Genomic DNA, 21,562 nt, shown 5'->3' with positions numbered 1-21,562 from the left:
GCGGCGCGGATACGCGCCGTGACGGAGGGGGCGCATGAGCAGGAACTGGGCCCGCGCCGCGCTCGCTCGCCTCGACGCCCATGACGAGGCCGCGCTGGTCACCGTCCTCGCCACCGAGGGCTCGGCCCCGCGCGAGGCGGGAACCAAGATGGTCGTCTGGCGCGAGGGCCAGGACGGCACGATAGGCGGCGGCAATCTGGAATACCGCGTCGCCGACCAGGCGCGGCGGATGCTGGACGGAAGCCAGGCGCACTTCGCGATCCAGGACTATCCGCTGGGGCCGCTGCTGGCCCAGTGCTGCGGGGGCCGCGTGCGGCTGTTCCTCGAGCGCCTCGACGACAACAGCCGTGACTGGCTGACCGAGGCGGCCCGGCGCATGGACGCGGCCCAGCCGTTCGAAGTCCGCACGCGCTTCGATCCCGGCGCGCTGGGCAAGACCATCGCGCCGATCCTGGCGACCGAGCTTGATGCGCCGGCCGTGACCCTGGCGGGCGCGCCGGCCAGCGCGCGCGGCGCTCGACCCGAGCTGGGCGACGAGCTGGTCGAGCGCGCCGACGCGCCGCGTCCGCCGCTGCTGCTGTTCGGCGCCGGCCATGTGGGTCAGGCGATCGCGCGGGCCTTCGAGCCTCTGCCGTTCCGCCTGTTCTGGTACGACAGCCGCCCGGAGACCGCGCAGATCCCCGGCGTCACCGTGCTGGAACCGGCCGAGATGGCGGCCAAGGCCATGGGCGCGACGCCCGACGCCTACGGCCTGGTGCTGACCCACGACCACGCCCTGGACTACGCCCTGGTCTCGGCGGGGCTGGCGGGCGGGGGCTTTGGCTATTTCGGCGTCATCGGCTCGAAGACCAAACGCGCGCGGTTCATGAGCCGGTTACGCGATGATGGTTTCTCCGAAGCCGTGCTGACCCGCCTGACCTGTCCGATCGGCCTGCCGGGGCTGAAGAGCAAGGCGCCGGAGGTGATCGCGGTCTCGGTGGCCGCCGACCTCCTGATGCGCCAGGAAGCCGCGCGCGTGCGCAACGACGAGAGTTCGAAGACGTGAAAGCCTATCGAGGGTCGATCCTCCACCTGCTGGACGACCCGGCCAAGACCTCGCGCGCGGAGGCGGTCGCCTTCCACGAAGACGGCCTGCTGCTGGTCGAGGACGGCCGCGTGGCCGCTTGCGGCGACCATGCCGACCTCGCCGCGCGCCTGGGCGATACGCCGGTCGAGGACCTGACCGGCCATCTGATTACGCCGGGCTTCATCGACACGCACATCCACTTCCCGCAGGTCGACGTGATCGCCGCCCATGGGGCGCAATTGCTGGACTGGCTGGAGCAGCACACCTTCCCATGCGAGGCCGCCTTCGCCGATCCCGCGCACGCCGCCCAGACCGCGACGTTCTTCCTTGACGAGCTGCTGCGCAACGGCACGACCACGGCGCTGGTGTTCGGCTCGGTGCACAAGGTCTCGGTCGAGGCCCTGTTCGCCGAGGCTCTGGCGCGCGACATGCGGCTGATCGCCGGCAAGACCCTGATGGACCGCAACGCGCCCGAGGGCCTGACCGACACGGTCGACAGCAGCCGCGCCGACATGGAGGCGCTGATCGCCGACTGGCACGGCAAGGGGCGCCTGGGCTACGCGGTCACGCCGCGCTTCGCGATCAGCTGCAGCGACGAACAGCTGGCCATGGCGGGTGAGGTGCTGGCGGCCCATCCCGGCGTCTGGATGCAGACGCACCTGTCGGAAAACGCCCACGAGATCGAGGAGACGGCGCGACTCTTCCCCGCCGCCAAGGACTATCTCGACGTCTATGACCGCTTTGGCCTGCTGCGTGAGCGCTCGGTCTTCGCCCACTGCGTCCATCTGAAAGGCGAGGCCTTCCAGCGGATGGCGGCCAAGGGCGGGGCGGCGGCGTTCTGCCCGAGCTCGAACCTGTTCCTGGGTTCGGGCCTCTTCCCGCTGAAGGACGCGTGCGCCCACGGCGTGAAGGTCGGCATGGGCACCGACGTCGGGGCCGGCACGACCTTCTCGATCCTCCACACCCTGGGCGAGGCCTACAAGGTCGGCCAGTTGCGCGGCGACGCGCTGGACCCGTTCCAGGCCCTCTATCTCGGCACGCTGGGCGGGGCGCGGGCGCTGGATCTGGACGACAAGATCGGCAACCTCGCGCCCGGCAAGGAGGCGGATTTCCTGGTGCTGGATTTGGCCGCGACGCCGCTGATTGAGCGGCGGCTGAAGGCCGCGAAGAGGCTGGAGGACAAGCTGTTCGCGCTGACCGTTCTGGGCGATGACCGCGTGGTGGCGCGGACATATCTGGCCGGCGTGGAGCGGTATAGGCGGGGGTAATCAAACCCTCCCCCCAGCGGGGGAGGTGGCGCGAAGCGCCGGAGGGGGAAGTGCCTGAGAGCCTGCCTCTTCCCCCTCCGTCGCCTCTTCGAGCCGACACCTCCCCCGCTAGGGGAGGATTTTCGATCAGCCGTGCTTGGCCGTCATCGTCTCGGCGTACAGCTTCAGCAGCCGCTCGCCGTCGACCGCCACCGTCACGGCCTGGATCGGCTGATCGTCCCAGGCCGACGGGCCGAACAGTTCGCCCTCGGCCTTCTGGCAGGTCTGGCCGAGCGCGATGCCCTCGGTGACCACGCGGACCGAGCCGCGGCGCACGGTGAACAGCGACGAATCGATCACGAAGGCGACGGCCGCGGCGTCGTGGACGCAGCAGCCGACGATGCCGTCGCGGCCGCCGTAGAAGGCGGCGTAGGGCTTGGAGATGGCGTTCAGGAAGCCGCCGGCGTCGCCGCCGCCGGCCGCCAGGGTTTCCATGTAGTCGGGCGACATCACGACCTGGGTCGTCACGTCCAGGCTGACGGCGGTCAGGCTCCAGGGGGCGGTGAAGACCTGGTCAGCGGCTTCCGGATCGTTCCAGATGTTGGCCTCGGCGACGGGCGTGACATTGCCCGGCTTGCCGGCCACGCCGAACGCGCCGCCCATGATCACGACGGACTTCAGCAGGTTCGCGACCTCGGGATCGGCCTGCAAAGCGAGGGCCAGGTTGGTCAGCGGACCGACCGCGCACAGCACGACCTCGCCAGGATACTGGCGCGCCAGGTCAATGATCGCCTGGTGGGCCGGCTTGGCTTCGGGCTGTTCGGGAACGAGGCCTTCGAGCTCCACGTCGCCCAGGCCGTTCTCGCCGTGCACGAAGGTGGGCGAGGGATTGCGCGGGCGGACCAGCGGCTTGTCCGTGCCCTTGTAAACTGGCGCGGTCAGCCCGAAGCGGCGCTTCAGGTAGAGGGCGTTGCGGGTGGTGGTGTCGATGTCGGCGTTGCCGAAGATGGTCGTCACCGCGATCAGGTCGAGGGCGGGGCTCGCCTCGATGAACAGCAGCGCCATCGCGTCGTCGATGCCGGGGTCGGTGTCGAAGATGATCTTGGTCGGGGTCTGGGCGGTCATGGGCGGGGGCTCTAGCGCTTTTCGGTCGGGGAGGCGAGCCGTTGATCGGCGCTCTCCTGCATCAGGGACACGTGGGCCGAGGCGACCTTCCAGCCGTCCTCGACGCGGATCCAGGTCTGGCTCTGGCGGCCCAGGCGGCCGGTGTCGTCGCGCTGGAACAGGACGTTGGCGGTCGCGAAGTCCGACCCGAAGGTGGTGATCTCGGTCCGCAGCCGCGTGCGGGGCGGCGAGCCGCCGGCCCGGCCGACGCGGAAGGCGGCGATCTCGTCGAAGCTCCACAGGTTCTCGGCCACGCCCAGGCGCACGGTGTGGGCCGAGTTCCAGAACGCGCCATCCAGGGCCGCCACGTCATTGGTCATCAGCGCGATCTCATAGGCGTCGACCAGGGCCGTCACCTCGGCCAGGACGGCGGGGTCGTTGACGATCATGCGAAGGCCTTCGGCGGATGGGCGGCGACAACGCCGGCGCGCTGCAGGCGCAGGGCCGCGGCGAAGGCCAAATCCTCGCGCCAGGGCGGAGCGATGATCTGGACGCCGATCGGCAGCTGGCCCGGACGGTTCACCGGCGCGGCCACGACCGGCAGGCCGATATAGCTGATCGGCTGGGTGAAGGCGCCGAGGTTCTTGCGGACCGAGACCGGAACCCCGTCCATCTCCATCGTCGCCTGGCCGATCGGCGGGGCGGGACAGACCGAGGCCGGCGCCAACAAGACGTCGTAGCGCTGGAAGACCTCGGCGACCGCATCGCGGAAGATCGTGCGATAGCGCCGCGCGGCCTCGGCGACGCCTTCCGGCAGCAGGGCGCCGGCCAGCAGGCGGTCGCGGACGGCCGGGTCGTAGTCCATGGCGCGGGCGGCCAGGTCGGCATGGTGCAGCTCGCCGCCCTCGAAAGCGGTTAGGCAGAAGGCGGCGGCGCGGGCGGCCTGGGCGCCATCCAGGATGACGCCTGTGTCGGCCGACAGCGCTTGGGCGACCTGATCCAGGGCCGCCAGCACTTCCGGGAACGCGCCTTGCTGGAACCAGCCGCCCAGCACGCCGACGCGCAGCGGCTGTTCGGCCAGCGCATCGAGACGGCTGGTCAGAGGCTGCGCCTCACGCACGCAGATCGGATCGCCCTCGCGATCGGGCCCCTGCAGCACGTCATAGGCCAGGGCCAGTTCCTCGATCGAGCGGGCGAAGGGGCCCACGTGGTCCAGGCTCTCGACGAACGGGAAGACGCCCTGGCGCGACAGGCGGCCGTAGGTGGGCTTCAGGCCGAAGACGCCGCACAGGCCGGCGGGGATGCGGATCGAGCCGTTGGTGTCCGAGCCCAGGGTCAGCGGGACCAGGCCCGCCGCCACGGCCGCCGCCGAGCCGCCGGAAGAGCCGCCCGCGATCCGCGTTGGATCGTGCGGGTTGCGCGCCGGGCCGTCGTGGGCGTTCTCGGTGACGAAGCCGTAGGCGAACTCGTCCATGTTCAGCGCGCCGACCAGGATCGCGCCGGCGGCGGTCAGGCGCTGAACCAGGGTGGCGTCGCGCGCGGGCGGAGCGGCGTCGCGGCGAATCTTGGAGCCGGCCAGGGTGGGCAGGCCGTCGATGTCGAACAGGTTCTTCACGGCGAACGGAACGCCGGCCAGCGGGCCGAGCGGCTGGCCCGAGGCGCGGGCCGCGTCGACCGCGTCGGCCGCCGTTAAGGCGCGGTCGGCGGTCACGGCGGTGAAGGCGTTGATTCCACTGTCCAGCTGAGCGATGCGCGACAGCGCCGCTTCAGTGATGGCGCGCGCGGTGACGCGGCCTTCGCGAACGTCCTCGGCGATCTGGATGGCGCTGGCGAAGCTCACGGCTGGAACGGCTCCGGCGCCTCGCCGGCCGCCTCGCCGAGCGCCGCCACGAACAGGCGGGTCTGGGATTGCAGCAGGGCGATATTGTCGATCACGGCGGGCAGGGCCTCCGCCGGAAGCGACAGACCGCGCTCGGCGGCGCGCGCCGTCGTCCAAGGCGCGATTTCGGCCTCGGCAAGATCGAGGAAGGCCTGTGTCTCCGCGTCGAGCGCCATCCGGCCAAGCTCCATAAGTAAGAAAAAACTTCATACACCCGGGTTCGCCGGGCGCGCCAGTCCCGGCGGCCTCCGCGCCCGTGATCGCCCAAGCCCGCGCCACTTTCGCGCCTGTGTCGCCCGCCGCAAGGGCAGGGTCGCCTAATCTTGCCCCCGCGCGCCTTGTAAACCTTGGGATCGGCCGCGAGCCAGCGCCAGATGCACTTGTAATAGAAGGCTTACTTGATGGCGCATCACCGACTGGCCTCGGCCCCCGACACGATCCGTTTCGGCATGTTTGACGCGGCGTTCGATCCCGTGCTGACGGTGGCGTCGGGCGACAGCGTAACCTTCGAGTGCGTCTCGGGCGGCGTCGAGGTGATGCCCGCCGCTGGTTCATCGTATGCGATTCCGCCCGCTCTCCAGGCGATCCACGACAGCAAGCCCGAGCGGATCGGCCCGCACATTCTCACGGGCCCCGTCGCCATCGCCGGCGCCGAACCCGGCGACACGCTGGAGGTCCGGATCGAGGCCATCGAGCCGAACAACGACTGGGGCTACTGCGCCGTGCGGCCGCTGGCCGGCACGATCCCCGAGGACTTCCCCGAGCGCTATGTCAGCCACATCGCCGTCGATCGGACGCGCGGCGTCTGCAAACCCGAGTGGGGACCGGAGCTGCCGCTGGCGCCGTTCTTCGGCACCATGGGCGTGGCGCCGCCCGCGCGCTATGGCCGCCTCTCCAGCCGCGAGCCGCGCGAGCACGGCGGCAACATGGACAACAAGGAGCTGGTCGCCGGCTCGACCCTCTATCTGCCGGTCTGGGTCCCCGGCGCGAACTTCTCGGTCGGCGACGGCCACGGCCGCCAGGGCGATGGCGAGGTCTGCGTCAACGCGCTGGAGATGGGGCTGACCGGGACCTTCACCTTCGTCCTACATAAGGCGGTCGATGTCGGCGCCTTCGCCTGGCCGCGCGCCGAAACGCCCACGCACTACGTCCTGATGGGCTTCAACGAGGACCTGGACCTAGCCATGAAGCAGGCCCTGCGCCAGACGATCGACTTCATCGTCGCCCGCTCGTCCCTGACCCGTGTCCAGGCCTACCAGTTCTGTTCGCTGGCCGTGGATTTCCGCGTCACCCAGACCGTCAACGGGGAGAAGGGCGTGCATGCGCTGCTGAAGAAAGGCGTTCTCTTCTGACCTCCTCATGTCGGCGCGCGATTGACCCGAACGTCCTGGGTGGATCGAATGGCCACAAGCAAGCGTTGAGCTGTGCGAGAGGGGAAGCCCATGAAGAAAGTCGTCATCAGTTCTATCGCCCTGCTTGCCCTGGCCGCCTGCTCGCCGTCCAGCGACGACAAGAAGCCGACCGAGCCGCCGTTGGTCGCCGCGCCGCCGGCGGCCGCCGCGCTCAAGCCGCCGAAAGCGAACATCCCGGCCGGCGACTATGTGCTCGACAAGTCCCACGCCACCCTGGTCTTCCGGGTCAGCCACCTGGGCTTCTCGCGCTACACGGCGGCCTTCGCGACCTTTGACGCCAAGCTGCGCTTCGACCAGAACAACGCCGTCGCCAGCGCGGTCGAGGCGACGATTGATCCGAAGTCCCTGACCCTGCCGTCGCCGCCGGAAGGCTTCCTGGCCGAACTGATCGGGCCTCAGTGGCTGAACACCGGGACCTACCCGTCGATCACCTTCCGATCGACCAAGGTCGAGGTCACGGGTCCGGACACGGGCAAGGTGACGGGCGATCTGACCCTGCACGGCGTCACCAAGCCGGTCACCTTGGACGTGACCTACAACGGCGGCTATCCCGGTCACCCCATGGACCCGAACGCCCGCGTGGGCTTCTCGGCCAAGGGCGTCTTCAAGCGGTCGGACTTCGGGATCGCCTATGGCGTCCCCGCGCCGGGTACGACCATGGGCGTCGGCGACGAGGTCGAGGTCCAGATCGAGGCCGAGTTCACCGGTCCGCCGCTGGTCAACGCTCCGCCGACGCCGGCGGCGTAACGGGCCCTAGCGCGCGCCGCGCGTCAGATAGCCTTCCAGCAGCGCCAAGGCGTGGTCCAGCCGCGCCTTGCGCCACTCGGGCGCGGACATGTCGGTGTCCAGCGTCGCCGACAGCGAATAGCCGTTGGCCAGGTGGAAGCGGCTCATGGCCGCGATGGTGACGTAGATCTGCACCGGGTCGAGGTCAGGCCCGAACACGCCCTGGTCCTGGCCGCTCTTGATCAGGCGCTCGATCGTGCGGCGCAGAGGGAAGGCGGTCTCGGTCACCACGCGCGACTGGGCGGCGAACTTGCCGTGCTGCAGGTTCTCGTTGCGCAGCAGGCCCTCGAACTTCGGATTCTTCTCGAAGTAGTCGAAGGTGAAGCGCTGCAGCTCGAGGAAACCCTCCAGCGGTTTGTCGAAGTCGATCTTCAGCTCGGCCTCGCGCGCCCGCAGGTCCATGTAGGCGCTTTCGAGGACGGCCATGTACAGGCCCTTCTTGTCCCCGAAGTAGTGGTACAGCATCCGGATGTTGCACTTGGCGGCCTTGACGATCTTCTCGATCCGGGCCCCCGCGAAGCCGGCTTGGGCGAACTCCTTCAGGGCCGCGGCGAGGATCGCCTTGCGGGTCCGCTCGGCGTTGCGCTTGCGAGGAGCGGTCTCGCTCTCGGCCTTGGTGGTCGCGTCCAGCACGGCGTCGGTCACGGGGTCTTGGCTCCCTGCTTGATCCAGGCGCCCAGCTGGGCGCGCTCCTCTTCGGTCATGCCGGTCTCGTTGCCAAGGGGCATGCTGGTCGAGAGGACCGCGCGTTCGTTTATTTTCGGTGCGTAGGTCCGGATATGCGCAGGGGTGTCGAACGCCGCGCCCAAAGGTGGGGCGGAAAAGCCGGGATGGGTGGGCGCCGCGGCGTGGCACGTCACGCAATGCTTCTGGATGATTCCCTCGGCCACCGAGAAGGGAACCTCGCCGCTGACCTCGACCTGGTTCTTGAGCTTCATCGAAGCGATCGCGGTGGCGCCGAAGATCAGCAGCGCGCCGATGAACAGCAGCTCGTGCCGGATCTTTCCGAAGTGGCGTTGGATGAAGAAATAGCGGATCGCGATCGCGCCGGCGCTGATCAGGGCCAGCAATAGCCAGGCCTTCGGGTGTCCCGAGACGGCCGGATAGTGGTTGCTGATCATGATGAAGATGACCGGCAGGGTCATGTGGGTGTTGTGCACCGACCGCTGCTTGCCCATGGCGCCCAGGCGCGGATCGACGGGGCGACCGGCCAGCATGTCGGCGACGATCTTGCGCTGGTTGGGGATGATGACCAGGAAGACGTTCCCAACCATGCAGGTGCCGATGATCGCGCCGACGTGGATGAAGGCGCCGCGATCCGAGAATAGCTGGGTCAGCGCCCAGGTCGCGGCGGTCAGGATCGAAAACCAGACCACGCCGAACAGCTTGCCGTTCTTGCCCAGCGGCGAGCGGCACAGGGCTTCGTAGGTCGCCAGACCGCCGAAGATGAAGGCCAGGCCCACGCCGATCGCCTGCGCTTGGGTGAAGGCGTGCTTGGCCGGATCGATCAGATAGACGCCGGCCTGCCAGTAGTAGAGCACCGTCAGCAAAGCAAAGCCCGACAGCCAGGTGGTGTAGGCCTCCCACTTGAACCAGTGCAGGTGCTCGGGCATGTGCGCCGGGGCGACCATGTACTTTTGCGAGTGGTAGAAGCCGCCGCCGTGCACGGCCCACAGCTCGCCCTTCACGCCGTCCTTGGGCGGGTTCGGGTCGCGCAGATTGTTGTCCAGCCAGACGAAGTAGAAGGACGCCCCGATCCAGGCCACGCCCGCGATCACGTGCAGCCAGCGCAGCGCCATGCCTGCCCAACCGGCGAAATCGTAGTCCATCAGATCTTCACCGCGTCGAGCAGTCTGAGCTTGGAGATCAGGCCGATCTGGGTGATCGCCTCGGCGATCTCGGCCGCCTCGTCGTTGGAAAGCCGCGCCCGCATGGCCGCCAGGATCGAGGCCTTGTCGTTCAGCCGCACGCAGATGATGAACGGGAAGCCGAAGCGCTCCCGATAGGCGGCGTTCAGGTCGTGGAAGCGCGCGAACTCCTCGGGCGTCAGCCGGTCCAGGCCCGCGCTGGCCTGTTCGGCGTTGCTCTCGGCCGTGAGTTGCTTGGCGATCGCGGCCTTGCTGGCCAGCTCCGGGTGCGCGCGGATCAGGGCCAGCTTGTCGGCGGTGGTCGCGGCGTTGAGCACCGCCATCATCGCCTCGTGCAGGGCCTCGACGCTGGCGAACGGACGCTCGCTCCAGGCGCGCTCGACCACCCAGGGCGAGAGCTCGAAAGCGAACCCCAGAGCGGTGGTAAAGCCGATCTGGTTCATGCTGTTCAGCCGAGCCAGGGTCAGGGGCGGGGCGCCGCTCACGCCTTGCTCCCCTCATAGGGATGTGTCGCGATCCAGTGCCGCGCGATGTCGATGCGCCGGGCGACCCAGACGCGGTCGTGGTTCGTCACGTGCTCCAGGAAGCGCCGCAGGGCGCCGATGCGGCCGGGCTTGCCGACGACGCGGCAGTGCAGGCCCACGCTCATCATCTTCGGCGAGGTCTCGCCTTCCAGGTACAGGGCGTCAAAGGCGTCGCGCAGATAGGTGAAGAACTGCTCGCCGGTGTTGAAGCCCTGGGCCGCCGTGAAGCGCATGTCGTTGGCTTCCAGCGTGTAGGGCACGATCAGCTGCGGACGGCCGTGCTGGTCGTCCCAGTAGGGCAGGTCGTCGGCGTAGCTGTCTGCGTCGTAGACGAAGCCGCCTTCCTGGGCGACCAGACGCGCGGTGTTGGGGCTGGTGCGGCCCTGATACCAGCCCAGCGGGCGCTCGCCGGTCAGGCGCGTCTGGATCTCGATGGCCCGCTGGATGTGCTCCAGTTCCTGCTCGGGCGTGAAGTGCTGGTAGTCGATCCAGCGGTAGCCATGGCTGGCGATCTCCCAGCCGGACTTCATCATCGCCTCGACGGCGTCGGGATGGCGCTCCATGGCCTGGGCGACGCCGAACACGGTCAGCGGCAGGCGGAACTCGTCGAACAGTCGCCGGATGCGCCAGAAGCCGGCGCGCGAGCCGTACTCGTAGAGGCTCTCCATCGACATGTGCCGCATGCCCTGGATGGGCTGGGCGCCGACCATCTCCGACAGGAAGAACTCGCTGACCGGATCGCCGTGCAGGACCGAGCGCTCGGCGCCCTCCTCGTAGTTCAGGACGAACTGCACGGCGACGCGGGCGTGGTTCGGCCATCGCGGGTGCGGCGGATGCTCGCCATAGCCGATGAGATCGCGGGGGTAGGTCATCCGTACGCCTTCGCCGCCGCGTCGACGCCCGCGCCAGCCGGGGCGTTGAAGCCTTCCCAGCGCAGCACCGCCTCGAAGGCCGCCAGGGTCTGCAGGACCGCGTGCTTGCGGGCGTTCACGCCCATGGTCCCGATGCGCCAGATCTTGCCGGTCAGGGGACCGAAGGCCGAGCCGATCTCGATTTCGAAGTCGGTGCGCATCCGGGCCTTCACGCGGTCGTAGTCGACGCCTTCGGGGACCCAAATGCCGGTGACGTTGGTCATCTTGTGAGCCTTGTCGCCGTAGATCGACAGGCCCATGGCCTCCAGGCCCGCGGTCATGGCCGCGCCCGCTTGGCGGTGGCGATCGAAGCGGGCCGAAAGCCCTTCCTCCAGCACCAGCCGCGCGCATTCGCGGGCGGCGAACAGCATGGGCGCGCATTCGGTGTGGTGGTTCAGGCGCTTCTCGGACCAGTAGTCCATGATCATGGCCAGATCGAAGTAGTTCGAGGCGATGCGCCGGCCGTTCCCCGCCGCGCCGCCGGTTCCGATCAGGCCCTTCTCGACGTGCCGGCGCGAGAAGATGTGCTCGGCGGCCTGGTCGCTGATCGTGATCGGGGCCGAGCCCGAGGGGCCGCCCAGACACTTCTGAAGGCCGGCGGTGACGATGTCGGCGCCCCAGGCGTCGACGGGAACGTCCATGCCCGACAGGGTGGCGGTCGCGTCGACATACATCAGCGCCCCGTGCGCGCGGCAGATCGCGCCGATCTCCTCCAACGGCTGGGCCATGGTGGTCGAGGTGTCGCCGTGGACACAGGCCACCAGGCGCGGCTTCACGCGCTTCACCGCGTCCTCGACCGCCTGCGGGTCGACCACGGTTCCCCACGGCGCCTCGACGAAGGTGACCTTGGCGTCGCAGCGCTCGGCGATCTCGGCTAGCAGCAGACCAAAGCGCCCGGCGTTCACCACCACGACGTCGTCGCCGGGCTGCAGGGTCGAGACCAGCGCCGCCTCGATGCCCGCGCGCGAGGTGCCGTCGATCGTGAAGGTCCAGCGGTTCTTGGTCTGGAAGACGCCGCGATACAGCGCCATGACCTCGTTCATGTAGCCGGTGAACTCGGGGTCGAACTGGCCCAACAGCTGCACCGACATGGCCCGCAGCACGCGCGGGTGCACGTTGATCGGGCCGGGCCCCATCAGTAGGCGGGCGGGGTGGTCGAGCTCGTGAAAAGTATCGGTCATGCGCGTTCGCGTCGTTCTAGCTTGTCGATGAAGGTGAGCATGGCGCGGGCCGCCAAGGCGCAGTCGGCCTCGGTCACGGCCTCGGCCGGGTTGTGGCTGATCCCGCCCTCGCAGCGGATAAACAGCATGGCGGTGGGACACAGGTCGGCCATCACCATGGCGTCATGGCCCGCGCCGCTGGGCAGGCGTCGGGCGGGCAGGGAAAGGTCGCTCAGCGCCTCTTCCAGGAGGCCGATCAGAGCCGGGTCGCAAGGGCTCTCGGCCAGGGCCTGCATCAGGTGGATCTCGGCCTTGAGGTCGCGCGCCGCCGCGATCGCGTGAATCTCGGCGCGGATGGCGTCGACCGCCGCGTCGCGCGTCGCCGAGGTCTCGGCGCGGATGTCCATCGAGAACTCGATCGCGCCCGGAATAACGTTGAAGGCTCCGGGCAGGGCGGTGATCCGGCCGACCGTGCCGACCAGGCCGTCGGTCCCGGCGCGGCAGATGCGCTCCAGGGCCAGCACGCATTCGGCGGCGGCGGGGCCGGGGTCCTTGCGCAGGGCCATCGGCGTCGTGCCCGCGTGGCCGGCGGTCCCGATGATCTTGACCATGATGCGTTTCTGGGCGGCGATGGCGGTGACGACGCCCAAGGCCAGGCCCTCGGCCTCCAACACCGGGCCCTGTTCGATGTGCGCCTCGAGGAAGGCCAGCACCTCCTCGGGCTTCCTGGCCGCGCTTGCGATCCCGGCCGGATCGCCGCCGAACGCCGCCAGGGCTTCGGCGACGGACGCGCCGTCGGCGTCGCGCATCGCCAAGGCCAGGGCGTCGAGCGTGCCGGCGATCGCGCGGCTGCAGCTCATCGAGGCTGGGAAGCGCGAGCCCTCCTCGTCGCCGAAGGCGATGACCTCGATGGCGAAGGGCGGGCGGCGGCCGGCGCGATGCAACGCCTCGACCACGTCGATCCCCAACATGATCCCCAGCGGCCCGTCATAGCGGCCGCCGTTGCGCACGCTGTCGATGTGCGAGCCGATGATCAGGGCCTTGGCGCCGGCTCGCTCGCCCTCGTAGCGGCCGATCAGGTTGGCGGCGGCGTCGCGGCGGACGCTCATGCCGGCTTCCTTCATCCAGCCTTCGAGCGCGGACAGAGCGGCGGCGTGGGCGGGCGTCAGGAACCGGCGCGTCAGCTGGCCCTCGACCTCGCTATAGGGCGGAACGCCCAGCAGGTCGCAGCGCGCCTTGGCCCTCGCGCCGATGTCGAAACCCCCGGTCAAGTCCGCCTTGGCCTCCATCCCTAAGCTCTAGCAGGCTGCGCCCGCCGTCTCGTCGCGACAAGCGCTTCCGGTGCGACGTTCCCGCCCAGGCGCCCGCGCGCGCGCCATGTCGAGCAAGCGGCGCCTCTTCATAAGTCATAATTTGCTTACTTACGGAAGGGCGGGGCCGTTCAGGCTTCGCCCGCGGCCAAGGCCAGGCGGCGACGCGGGAAGGCTTCGGGCAACTCGTCGCGCAGGAAGGCCATCATCTTCTCGCGCACCTCGCAGCGCAGGTCGAATGTCGTGGGCGCGTTGCGAGCGCTGACCAGGCAGCGCACTTCCATGACTTCGGCGGTCAGGTCGGTGACGGCCAGATTCACCACCTTGCCGTCCCAAAGCGCCGAAGCCCGGGCGATCTCCTCCAGCTTGGCGCGCAGCCGATCGACCGGCGCGGCGGGATCGACATAGAGCATGGCCGTGCCGATCAGGGCCGCGCCTTCCCGGGTCCAGTTCTGGAACGGTTGCTGGATGAAGTAGCTGAGCGGCAGCACCATCCGCCGCCAATCCCACAGGCGCACGACGACGTAGGTGGCGGTGATCTCCTCGATGTTCCCCCATTCCTTCTCGACGATGACGGCGTCGTCGATGCGGATCGGCTGGGTCACCGCGATCTGTATGCCGGCGATCAGGTTGGTCAGCAGGGGCTGTAGGGCCAGGCCGACGATGACGCTGGCCGCGCCGCCGGCCGCCAGCAGGCTGACGCCCCATTGCCGCACGCCGGGGATGGTCATCAAGGCCAGGGCCAGGGTGATGATGCCCACCAGTATGGCCACCGCCCGCCGAAGAATCCGCACCTGGGTGATGTGCTTGCGCGCCAGGAGGTTGTCCTCGACGTCGACCTTGAAGCCGCGGAGGTAGAGGGCCGCGGCGATGTCGAGGGCGGTCAGGCACATCCAGCCCAGCAGCAGGATGAACAGCACCAGGAGCACGTTGCGCGCGGCGTCGGCCTGGCCGCCGGTCAGCGGCGCGGCCGAGACGGCGGGACCCAGCGCCGCGACGATGATCGCCAGACGGGTCGGCCGGCGGGTCCGGGCGAGCAGGGCCTGCCAGAAGGCTTCGCGTTTGGACAGGGTGCGCCGGACCAGCTTCACCGCGGCCGCGTGAAGCATCAGCGCCGATAGCAGGGCGATACCGATCAGAACCAGGCTGATCAGCCACTTTGGCGCCCAGGCGACCATGGCGGCGGACGCCGCGAGCCAGGTGAAGAAGTCTTGCATGCGATGGCGAACGCGCGGCGCCGGTCATGGCTCCCCCGCGCGCTCCTCGAAACGGGCTCAGGCGACTGGGCGCATCCGATAGTGGCTGACGCCCCACTCCTCGCCGCCGCGATGGCCGAACAGGCCGGCCGTGGCCAGGAAGAACAGCCGCCAGCGTCTGCGCCAGACCGTGGCGTGCTTGCCGTAGACCGAGGTCAGGATCGGGTCGATCGTCGCGCGGCGGGCGTCGAAATTCTCCAGCCACTGGCGCGCGGTGCGGGCGTAGTGCTCGCCGTTCCAGCGCCAGTCGGTCTCGACCTTGAACAGATCGGGGAACTGCCTGGGCAGGTCGTGGCTGGGCATCACGCCGCCGCTGAAGAAGTACTGGGCGATCCAGTCCGCCGGATCGTCGACCTCGAAGCGGTAGGGCGTGTTCTTGTGCGTGAACACATGCAGGAACAACAGGCCGTCGGGCTTCAGCCAGCCGCGCACGCGCGTCAGCAAAGCGCGCCAGTTGGACATGTGCTCGAACATCTCGACCGAGACCACGCGGTCGAAGCGCTGGTCGGTCTGAAAGTCGTTCATGTCGGCGGTGACGACCGTCAGGTTGTCGAGCCCCCGCGCCGCCGCCCGCGCCTCGATGAAGGCGCGCTGGGAGGCCGAGTTCGAGACCGAGGTGATCATCGCGTTCGGATAGCGCGCCGCCATCCATAGCGACAGCGAGCCCCAGCCGCAGCCCAGCTCCAGAATCGTCTGGCCGTCCCGCAGATCGGCGTGCTCGGCGGTCTCGCGCAGGGCGGCGGCTTCACCCTCGGCCAGGGTCGTCGCGCCCTGGGGATAGAGGCCGCTGGAATATTTAAGGTTGGGGCCCAGCACCGCTTCGAAGAAGGGCGCGGGCAACTCGTAGTGCTGGGCGTTGGCCGCGTCGGTGTGGCTCGCGATCGGCCGCGCCTCCATCTCACGGGCGAAGGCCGCGGACGTCCCGGGCGGGGCTTTTCCGAGACGGCGGCGGGCGTCGCCGACGAGAAAGTCGATCGCCGCGCGCGAGACCGCGTCCGGCATGGGCGCGTCCTCGAACGCGTGGATCGCCGCCTTCACCAAGCTCATGGGCCGTTCTCCCTCGCTAGCCCCTGGGTTACGGAGCGAGCGGGGCGGCGGATGGGTCCCGGCGACGATCTTATGCGGTCGTCAGGATTGGGCCCAGGCGTCGAGGTCCTTCAGCGCCCGGATGCTCATCAGCCGCTTCTTGGCGCGGCCGCGTTCCTTGAGCGGGATCTTCTTGCCGTCCTCGTCGACCTTCGGCGCCTCAAGCGGCGGCAGCAAGCCATAGTTGATGTTCATCGGCTGGAAGCTGCCGGGGCCGTTGCCGGCCTCCAGGTGGCCGCCGGTGATGTGCTCGACCAGAGCGCCCAAGGCGGTGGTCGGCGGCGGGGCGTCGATAGGCGCGCCCTTGCGATCGGCGGCCGCGAAACGGCCGGTCAGAAGGCCCATGGCCGCGCTCTCGACATAGCCCTCGACGCCCGTGACCTGGCCCGCGAAGCGCAGGCGCGGCTGGGCCTTCATCCGCAGCGACTTGTCCAGCAGCTTGGGCGAATTGATGAAGGTGTTGCGGTGCAGGCCGCCCAGGCGGGCGAACTGGGCGTTCTCCAGGCCCGGGATCATGCGGAAGGTCTCGGCCTGGACGCCGTGCTTCAGCTTGGTCTGGAAGCCGACCATGTTCCACAGCGTGCCCAGGGCGTTGTCCTGGCGCAGCTGGACGATGGCGTAGGCCTTGACCAGCGGGTCGCGCGGATTGGTCAGGCCGACGGGCTTCATCGGGCCGTGGCGCAGGGTCTCGCGACCACGCTCGGCCATCACCTCGATCGGCAGACAGCCGTCGAAATAGGGGACGTTCTCCCACTCCTTGAACTCGGACTTGGGTCCGGCCAGCAGGGCGTCGATGAAGGCCTCGTACTGCGCCTTGTTCATCGGGCAGTTGATGTAGGCGGCGGCGTCGCCGCCGGGGCCTTCCTTGTCGTAGCGCGACTGGCGCCAGGCGACGTCCATGTTGATCGAGTCGTAGTGGATGATCGGCGCGATGGCGTCGAAGAAGCTGAGCTGGCCTTCGCCGGTCAGATCCAGGATCGCCTGGGCCAGGGCCGGCGAGGTGAGGGGACCGGTGGCGACGATCACGTTGTCCCACTCCGCTGGCGGCAGGCCGGCGATCTCCTCGCGGACGATCGTGACCAGCGGGTGCTGGGAAAGGCGCTTTGTCACCTCGGCCGAGAAGCCGTCGCGGTCGACGGCCAGCGCGCCGCCCGCCGGCACCTGGTGCTGGTCGGCGCAGGCCATGATCAGGCTGTCCAGCTTGCGCATCTCGGCGTGCAGCAGGCCCACGGCGTTGAACTGCCAGTCGTCCGAGCGGAAAGAGTTGGAGCACACCATCTCGGCCAGACCGTCGGTCTGGTGGGCGTCGGTGCGGATCTCTTTTACTTGCCCTATCGCTTCGCTGCTCGAGGGCGGGCCGATAACCTCGTCCCTGCGCATCTCGTGCAGGATCACCGGCACGCCGCTCTGGGCGATCTGCCAGGCGGCTTCGGAGCCGGCCAGGCCCCCGCCGACGACGTGGATGGGCTGATAGGTCGCGTTCGTGGTCATGGCGCGCCCTATACCCCCGGCTGTCGCTTGGCGAAACCTCGTGTAGGCTCTGGGTCGAGCGATGCGTGATCCGCGCGTCCGGGGACCCTGGGGAGGGTATATGGCGAGATTTGCGGTGGGCGAGGCGGCGACGTCGGGCTTTGGCGTGGTCGTGCGGCATCCTCTGGCCGTCGGCGGCTGGGCGTTGGCGATGGTGGTGGGGCTGATCATTCCCGCCCTGGTGGGTCTCTTCTGGCTGGGGCCTGACTTCGCGCGTCTGATCCAACTGGCCATGACGCAGAGGACCGGTGCGCCCGACCCGGACATGGTCGACGAGATCATGCGGGCGCAGTCCGGCATGACCGCGCTGAACATCCTCTACTGGCTTTGGTCCTCCTTCGTGCGGGCGGTGTTGTGCGGGGCGGTCTTCCGCGCCGTGCTGATGCCGGACGCCTCGGCCTGGGCCTTCCTGAGGATCGGCGGACGCGAGCTCTGGCTGACCTTGCTGTTCGTCGTCGAGCAGGTGCTGGCGATGATCGTGGTCTTCATCGTGGCCCTGCTGATCATCGTCCTGACGGCCATCGTCGCCGTGGGCGGCGGGGATCAGGGCCAGACGGCGGCGATGGTCGTGGCGGCTTCCACCTCGGCCATCGCGGCGGGCGTGCTGATCTGGGTGGCGCTGCGCCTGTCCCTGGCCGCGCCCATGACCTTCGCCGACGCGCAATTCCGCCTGTTCGAATCCTGGAGCCTGACGCGCGGACAGGGTTGGCGGCTGCTGGGCATGCTGCTGCTGGTCGTGGTCTTCATCCTGCTGATGGAGGTCCTGGTCGCCGCCGCGGCCTTCGGCGCCATCGTGGCGGCGGGCGGTTCGCTGGAGGTGATCCGGGGGCCTGGCGCGCTGGAGGCTTTCCTGTCCCGGCCGCCGGTCGCGCTGCTGACGGACCTCTGGCCGTGGCTGCTGGGCCTCGGCGCGCTGTCGGCCGTGTTCAGCGCGGTGCTGCAGACGGTGTTCTGGGCTCCGTGGGCCGCCGCGCATAAGGCCTTGACCCAAGAGGTCTAACGACGCATCGCCAGCGCCGCGCCAACACCTTAGGCTGGCGGGGATAGCGCTGACTCGCGGCCGAGCGGCGTGAAAGGGAAACTTGATCTGATGACGGATCGATCGGCGGGCGTCGGAAGCTTGCTGAAGGCGGGGCTTTCCAGCATGGGCGCGGCGCGGGCCTCCTGTTTGGCGGCCCTGGTCGTGGCGATCGCCCTCACGGTCTCCACGAATTTCCTGCCGCCGGAACCACGCCCGCTGGCGGCGCTGGCGGCCGTGGTGATCGCGCAAGGCGCCCTGTTCCGCCACGCCTTTGGCCGCGCGTCCGGCTTCAAGGGCCTGCGCTGGGGACGCGACGAGTGGCGGCTGCTGGGCGCGAATCTTCTGGTGCTGGGCCTGTTCCTGCTGATCGGCTCGATCCTGCTGATCGTGATCGGCGCCATCGCGCTGGGCGTGGCCAGGGTCAGCGCGCCACAACTGGACGTGAGTTCCGCCGAGGCTTGGCGCGAAGCTCTCGCCAACGCCGGCCCGGCGGGCCTCTTCGCGGGCGCCGCGCCGATCGCGGCCTTGGCGATCCTGATCTGGTTGGGCCTGCGCCTGTCATTCACGGCGCCGGCCACGGTGGCAGAGTCCGGCGTACGGGTGCTGAGCGCCTTTCCGCTGACCAAAGGCAAGGTTCCGCCTCTTCTGGTTCCAGGCATATTGGGGCTGCCGATGATCGCTTGCCTGATCCATGGCGTCGCTCCGCCGCGGGGAGTCGTATTCACGGCCGTCTCCGCCACGATCACCTATCTATTGTTGGCGCCGGCCTGGTCCGGCGCGCTGGCCCATCTCTACCGCCAAAGCGCGGTCACGCAGGACGCCTAGATGTCTGTTCGCCCTACCGACGCGGCTCTCGAAGGTCTTCGCACCATGCGGCGCAAGCCGCTGACGGTGCTGGCCTGGGCGGCGTTCTCGCTGGTCATGCTGCCGATCCTGGGCCTGATCGCCAAGATCGTCCTGGGCGAGGAGGGACGCACCGCCCTGGCCGGCCGGGTCGGCTCGGCCGATCCGCGTGAACTGCTCGATCTGGTCACCCACCTGGGCGGCGCGATGGTCCTGCTGGTCGCCCTGGCCCTGGTGCTGGGCGCGGTGCTGCAGGCGGCGATCATTCGCTCGGTGATCGAGCCTGAAAACGACCGCCTGGCCTATCTGCGTCTGGGGCGCGAGGAGGTGCAGCTGCTGATCGTCTCGCTGATCACCTGGGCCGCCGCCCTGGGCGTCACGGTCATCCCGTCGGGCGCGGTGGTGTTGGGCGCGGCGCTGCTTTCGGGCGCGGCGGCCGGCTGGTTCGCCACCTTGGGGGCGCTGGCGGTCATCGGCCTATCGATGTGGGTCGCCGTGCGCCTGTCCCTGCTGGGACCGCACGCGTTCTCCCACCACCACATCGACGTCCGCGCGGCCTGGCTTCAGACCCATGGCCAGTTCTTCCGCCTGCTGGCCATGTTCGCCTTGACGATCGCGCTCAGCGCGATCGTTTCGATCATCGGCGCCACCGTCTCGGGCGTGCTCGGCAACTTGATGAGCGGCGGCATCGACACCGCCGACGGCGGCGTTGTCGCCAGCCATCCGGGGCTGATCCTGACCCTGCTGGCCAACATGCTGCTGGCCCCGATCTTCCTGACGCTGCAGACGGTGATCGTGGTTTCGGCGCCCGCCAAGGCCTTCGCCCACTTGAACCAGGACGAGATCGAGGCGGGCCTGCACGACTAGCCGGACGGGGCTCAGGCCGAGGCGCTGGGCCGGGCCGCCATGCGCTCGCGCCAAGCCAGGACGTTTCTCGCCTCGGCGGGCGTGGGCAGGCCGATGAAGTCGGCGAAGTCCAGCGTGGTCTGGCCCACGATGTCGGCCATCGTATAGGTCTCGCCGGTCAGGTACGGGCGGCCGTCGGACAGCTCGCCGTCCAGCCACAACAGGATCTTGTCGACGACCTCGCGATTGGATTCACCGAACTCTCGGTGCTGCTTCAGCAGGTGCGCCGTGAACGGATGGGCGTGACGCCAGAACATGCCGACCGGGACCATCACGCGCAGCTCGACGCGGCGGCTCCACATCTCGACCTGGGCCTGCTCCAGCGGTGTCACCCCGAACAGGGGCGGCGTCGGGTGCAGCGCCTCGAAATAGGGGCAGATGGCGACGGTCTCGCTGATCGTGGTCCCGTCGTCGAGCTCCAGCACGGGCACCTGGCCCAGGCTATTGCGCGCCAGGTGCTCGGGCTGGCGGTGCCCGCCCTGGCGCAGGCCCACGTGGACCTCGGGAACCTCGATCCCCTTCTCGGCCAGGAAGATCCTTACACGGCGCGGATTGGGCGCGGGCATGGCCTCGCCATGGAGCTTCATCGGCGTCTCCCCATTCATGATTTCAAACGAATGTTAGGGGCGCGGGCGCCCCGATCGCAAGGTCGCGCGAAAAACCCGGTATCAGCCCTGTCGAAGCGGCGCGAACCTTGTTAGGGCTTAAGGCCAGTCCGCAAAGCAAGAGTACGACATGTCCAGGTTCTCGGCCTCCGACGCCGCCTTCTCCGGCTTTCGACTGGTGCGGGAGAACTTGAAGACCATCGCCATCTGGGCGGCGGTCATGACCGTGCTGTCGATCATCTCCAACGTGCTGGCGATCCAGTTCTTCGGGCCCAAGCTCGAGGCCCTGATGTCCTACGTCTCCGACAACACCAATCCGGATCCGCAAGAGTTCTTCCGGCGGGCCGCGGACCTGACGCCGCTGATGCTGTGGTCGCTGCCCTACAGCCTCATCGTCAACGGCGTGATCTTCGCGGCGCTCAATCGCCTGGTGCTGCGGCCTGGGGACAGCCGGTTCGCCTTTCTGCGACTGGGCAAGCAGGAGCTGCGGCAGGCCGCCGTTTGGGTGCTGACCAGCCTCATTCTGACGGGTGTGCTGTTCGCCGGATCGCTGGTCTCGGGCTTCCTGGCCGCGCTGGGCGGTCCGACCGGCGCGTTCCTGGGGCTGTTGGGTATGATCGGTTCGTTCTGCGCGGTCATCTATCTGGCCGTGCGGTTGTCGTTCGCGCCCGCCGTCACGTTCGAGACCGAGAAGGTCACCATCTTCAAGTCGCTTCCGGAGACCAAGGGAATCTTCTGGTCGCTGCTGGGCGCCTACCTGCTGGCGGTCGTGATGAGCATCATTGTCGTGCTGCTGATCTGGACCATCGTCTCGGCGATCGGCCTGCTCGCTTCCGGCGACTTGTCGGCGACGGGCAAGATGCTGCGCGCCGACACCAGCTCGCTGCGGGCCTATTTCACGCCGGCGGGCGTCGTCCAGGCGTTGTTCTCGGGCCTGATCTCGATCCTGACCACGCTGATCGTGTTCGGCCCCGCGCCGACCATCTATCGCGAGCTGAAGGGCGGCTCGCCCGGCTCGGCTCCGGGGGGCGCTGGCGCTTGGTAGGCG

22 protein-coding genes and 1 pseudogene are annotated in these 21,562 nt (G+C 68.9%); 9 read left to right on the top strand and 14 right to left on the bottom strand.

Annotation, left to right across the window (positions count from 1 at the left end; all coding sequences use genetic code 11):
* The first annotated feature begins 34 nt into the window (after window positions 1-34).
* From xdhC to J2728_RS22390, 3 genes and pseudogenes are all read left to right on the top strand, one after another.
* The gene (gene xdhC, locus J2728_RS21945; RefSeq protein WP_310002325.1) at window positions 35-1,045 is read left to right on the top strand and encodes a xanthine dehydrogenase accessory protein XdhC; all 1,011 of its coding nucleotides are present in this window, start codon (window positions 35-37) and stop codon (window positions 1,043-1,045) included.
* Window positions 1,042-2,334 (top strand): guanine deaminase, encoded by a 1,293-nt coding sequence (gene guaD / locus J2728_RS21940; RefSeq protein ID WP_310002324.1) that lies wholly within the window; start codon window positions 1,042-1,044, stop codon window positions 2,332-2,334. Before xdhC ends, guaD begins: the two co-directional genes overlap by 4 nt.
* Before the next feature lie 5 nt (window positions 2,335-2,339).
* Window positions 2,340-2,450: pseudogene (locus J2728_RS22390) on the top strand (hypothetical protein); the annotation flags it as partial.
* Between the two features lie 10 nt (window positions 2,451-2,460).
* Here the strand turns inward: J2728_RS22390 and J2728_RS21935 are convergent.
* The 4 genes from J2728_RS21935 to J2728_RS21920 are packed head-to-tail and all read right to left on the bottom strand — an operon-like array spanning window position 2,461 to window position 5,472.
* Window positions 2,461-3,438: a nucleoside hydrolase gene (locus tag J2728_RS21935; RefSeq protein WP_310002322.1), complete on the bottom strand. Its 978-nt coding sequence runs from the start codon at window positions 3,436-3,438 to the stop codon at window positions 2,461-2,463.
* An 11-nt stretch (window positions 3,439-3,449) separates the two neighbouring features.
* Window positions 3,450-3,866, bottom strand: coding sequence for an oxalurate catabolism protein HpxZ (gene hpxZ / locus J2728_RS21930; RefSeq protein ID WP_310002321.1), 417 nt, complete (start codon window positions 3,864-3,866; stop codon window positions 3,450-3,452).
* Window positions 3,863-5,257: an AtzE family amidohydrolase gene (locus J2728_RS21925; RefSeq protein WP_310002320.1), complete on the bottom strand. Its 1,395-nt coding sequence runs from the start codon at window positions 5,255-5,257 to the stop codon at window positions 3,863-3,865. The genes hpxZ and J2728_RS21925 overlap by 4 nt, the downstream gene beginning before the upstream one ends.
* Window positions 5,254-5,472, bottom strand: a complete 219-nt coding sequence (locus J2728_RS21920) for a hypothetical protein (protein WP_310002319.1) — start codon at window positions 5,470-5,472, stop codon at window positions 5,254-5,256. Before J2728_RS21920 ends, J2728_RS21925 begins: the two co-directional genes overlap by 4 nt.
* Window positions 5,473-5,694: 222 nt before the next feature.
* Between J2728_RS21920 and J2728_RS21915 the strand changes: the two genes are divergently transcribed.
* Window positions 5,695-6,648, top strand: coding sequence for an acetamidase/formamidase family protein (locus tag J2728_RS21915; protein WP_310002318.1), 954 nt, complete (start codon window positions 5,695-5,697; stop codon window positions 6,646-6,648).
* A gap of 90 nt (window positions 6,649-6,738) precedes the next feature.
* Window positions 6,739-7,455 carry a YceI family protein gene (locus J2728_RS21910; protein ID WP_310002317.1) on the top strand — a complete coding sequence of 239 codons (717 nt, stop codon included), beginning with the start codon at window positions 6,739-6,741 and terminating at the stop codon, window positions 7,453-7,455.
* 6 nt (window positions 7,456-7,461) lie between these two features.
* Here the strand turns inward: J2728_RS21910 and J2728_RS21905 are convergent, their stop codons facing one another.
* The 9 genes from J2728_RS21905 to trmFO all read right to left on the bottom strand — a co-directional run bounded on the left by J2728_RS21905 (window position 7,462) and on the right by trmFO (window position 17,100).
* Window positions 7,462-8,139, bottom strand: coding sequence for a TetR/AcrR family transcriptional regulator (locus J2728_RS21905; protein WP_310002316.1), 678 nt, complete (start codon window positions 8,137-8,139; stop codon window positions 7,462-7,464).
* Complete coding sequence (locus J2728_RS21900) at window positions 8,136-9,323, bottom strand: urate hydroxylase PuuD (RefSeq protein ID WP_310002315.1); 1,188 nt, start codon at window positions 9,321-9,323, stop codon at window positions 8,136-8,138. Before J2728_RS21900 ends, J2728_RS21905 begins: the two co-directional genes overlap by 4 nt.
* Window positions 9,323-9,847, bottom strand: coding sequence for a 2-oxo-4-hydroxy-4-carboxy-5-ureidoimidazoline decarboxylase (uraD, locus tag J2728_RS21895; RefSeq protein WP_310002314.1), 525 nt, complete (start codon window positions 9,845-9,847; stop codon window positions 9,323-9,325). The genes J2728_RS21900 and uraD overlap by 1 nt, the downstream gene beginning before the upstream one ends.
* Window positions 9,844-10,758 (bottom strand): allantoinase PuuE, encoded by a 915-nt coding sequence (gene puuE, locus J2728_RS21890; RefSeq protein ID WP_310002313.1) that lies wholly within the window; start codon window positions 10,756-10,758, stop codon window positions 9,844-9,846. Before puuE ends, uraD begins: the two co-directional genes overlap by 4 nt.
* Window positions 10,755-11,978, bottom strand: a complete 1,224-nt coding sequence (locus J2728_RS21885) for a pyridoxal-phosphate-dependent aminotransferase family protein (protein ID WP_310002312.1) — start codon at window positions 11,976-11,978, stop codon at window positions 10,755-10,757. Before J2728_RS21885 ends, puuE begins: the two co-directional genes overlap by 4 nt.
* Complete coding sequence (locus J2728_RS21880) at window positions 11,975-13,228, bottom strand: allantoate amidohydrolase (protein ID WP_310002311.1); 1,254 nt, start codon at window positions 13,226-13,228, stop codon at window positions 11,975-11,977. The genes J2728_RS21885 and J2728_RS21880 overlap by 4 nt, the downstream gene beginning before the upstream one ends.
* Window positions 13,229-13,398: 170 nt before the next feature.
* Window positions 13,399-14,484 (bottom strand): mechanosensitive ion channel family protein, encoded by a 1,086-nt coding sequence (locus tag J2728_RS21875; protein ID WP_310002310.1) that lies wholly within the window; start codon window positions 14,482-14,484, stop codon window positions 13,399-13,401.
* Window positions 14,485-14,541: 57 nt separating this feature from the next.
* Entirely contained in the window at window positions 14,542-15,570 is a 1,029-nt protein-coding gene (locus J2728_RS21870; RefSeq protein WP_310002309.1) for an SAM-dependent methyltransferase, read from the bottom strand.
* 81 nt (window positions 15,571-15,651) lie between these two features.
* Entirely contained in the window at window positions 15,652-17,100 is a 1,449-nt protein-coding gene (gene trmFO / locus J2728_RS21865) for a methylenetetrahydrofolate--tRNA-(uracil(54)-C(5))-methyltransferase (FADH(2)-oxidizing) TrmFO (RefSeq protein ID WP_310002308.1), read from the bottom strand.
* 100 nt (window positions 17,101-17,200) lie between these two features.
* Between trmFO and J2728_RS21860 the strand changes: the two genes are divergently transcribed.
* The 3 genes from J2728_RS21860 (at window position 17,201) to J2728_RS21850 (ending at window position 19,870) form a co-directional block, all read left to right on the top strand.
* The gene (locus J2728_RS21860) at window positions 17,201-18,139 is read left to right on the top strand and encodes a hypothetical protein (protein ID WP_310002307.1); all 939 of its coding nucleotides are present in this window, start codon (window positions 17,201-17,203) and stop codon (window positions 18,137-18,139) included.
* 90 nt (window positions 18,140-18,229) lie between these two features.
* A complete protein-coding gene (locus tag J2728_RS21855; protein ID WP_310002306.1) occupies window positions 18,230-18,985 on the top strand; it encodes a hypothetical protein in 756 nt (251 codons plus the stop codon).
* Window positions 18,986-19,870, top strand: coding sequence for a hypothetical protein (locus J2728_RS21850; protein ID WP_310002305.1), 885 nt, complete (start codon window positions 18,986-18,988; stop codon window positions 19,868-19,870). It abuts the gene before it with no gap.
* Between the two features lie 11 nt (window positions 19,871-19,881).
* Here the strand turns inward: J2728_RS21850 and J2728_RS21845 are convergent, their stop codons facing one another.
* Window positions 19,882-20,496: a glutathione S-transferase family protein gene (locus J2728_RS21845; RefSeq protein ID WP_310002304.1), complete on the bottom strand. Its 615-nt coding sequence runs from the start codon at window positions 20,494-20,496 to the stop codon at window positions 19,882-19,884.
* A 148-nt stretch (window positions 20,497-20,644) separates the two neighbouring features.
* Between J2728_RS21845 and J2728_RS21840 the strand changes: the two genes are divergently transcribed.
* Entirely contained in the window at window positions 20,645-21,559 is a 915-nt protein-coding gene (locus J2728_RS21840; protein ID WP_310002303.1) for a hypothetical protein, read from the top strand.
* The last annotated feature ends 3 nt before the right edge of the window (window positions 21,560-21,562 follow it).

This window comes from Caulobacter segnis (genome assembly GCF_031454995.1).
Taxonomy (GTDB): Bacteria; Pseudomonadota; Alphaproteobacteria; order Caulobacterales; family Caulobacteraceae; genus Caulobacter; species Caulobacter segnis_E.
The sequence above is the reverse complement of the archived record's forward strand: the minus strand, read 5'-3'. Positions and strand labels throughout refer to the sequence as shown.

Coding starts and splice junctions, on each gene's coding strand:
- J2728_RS21845 (WP_310002304.1), bottom strand. CDS start 20,496: ATGAAGCTCCATGGCGAGGCCATGCCCGCGCCCAATCCGCGCCGTGTA.
- J2728_RS21910 (WP_310002317.1), top strand. CDS start 6,739: ATGAAGAAAGTCGTCATCAGTTCTATCGCCCTGCTTGCCCTGGCCGCC.
- J2728_RS21875 (WP_310002310.1), bottom strand. CDS start 14,484: ATGCAAGACTTCTTCACCTGGCTCGCGGCGTCCGCCGCCATGGTCGCC.
- J2728_RS21935 (WP_310002322.1), bottom strand. CDS start 3,438: ATGACCGCCCAGACCCCGACCAAGATCATCTTCGACACCGACCCCGGC.
- J2728_RS21900 (WP_310002315.1), bottom strand. CDS start 9,323: ATGGACTACGATTTCGCCGGTTGGGCAGGCATGGCGCTGCGCTGGCTG.
- J2728_RS21870 (WP_310002309.1), bottom strand. CDS start 15,570: ATGAGCTTGGTGAAGGCGGCGATCCACGCGTTCGAGGACGCGCCCATG.
- xdhC (WP_310002325.1), top strand. CDS start 35: ATGAGCAGGAACTGGGCCCGCGCCGCGCTCGCTCGCCTCGACGCCCAT.
- J2728_RS21855 (WP_310002306.1), top strand. CDS start 18,230: ATGACGGATCGATCGGCGGGCGTCGGAAGCTTGCTGAAGGCGGGGCTT.
- puuE (WP_310002313.1), bottom strand. CDS start 10,758: ATGACCTACCCCCGCGATCTCATCGGCTATGGCGAGCATCCGCCGCAC.
- J2728_RS21885 (WP_310002312.1), bottom strand. CDS start 11,978: ATGACCGATACTTTTCACGAGCTCGACCACCCCGCCCGCCTACTGATG.
- J2728_RS21850 (WP_310002305.1), top strand. CDS start 18,986: ATGTCTGTTCGCCCTACCGACGCGGCTCTCGAAGGTCTTCGCACCATG.
- trmFO (WP_310002308.1), bottom strand. CDS start 17,100: ATGACCACGAACGCGACCTATCAGCCCATCCACGTCGTCGGCGGGGGC.
- J2728_RS21920 (WP_310002319.1), bottom strand. CDS start 5,472: ATGGCGCTCGACGCGGAGACACAGGCCTTCCTCGATCTTGCCGAGGCC.
- hpxZ (WP_310002321.1), bottom strand. CDS start 3,866: ATGATCGTCAACGACCCCGCCGTCCTGGCCGAGGTGACGGCCCTGGTC.
- J2728_RS21860 (WP_310002307.1), top strand. CDS start 17,201: ATGGCGAGATTTGCGGTGGGCGAGGCGGCGACGTCGGGCTTTGGCGTG.
- J2728_RS21840 (WP_310002303.1), top strand. CDS start 20,645: ATGTCCAGGTTCTCGGCCTCCGACGCCGCCTTCTCCGGCTTTCGACTG.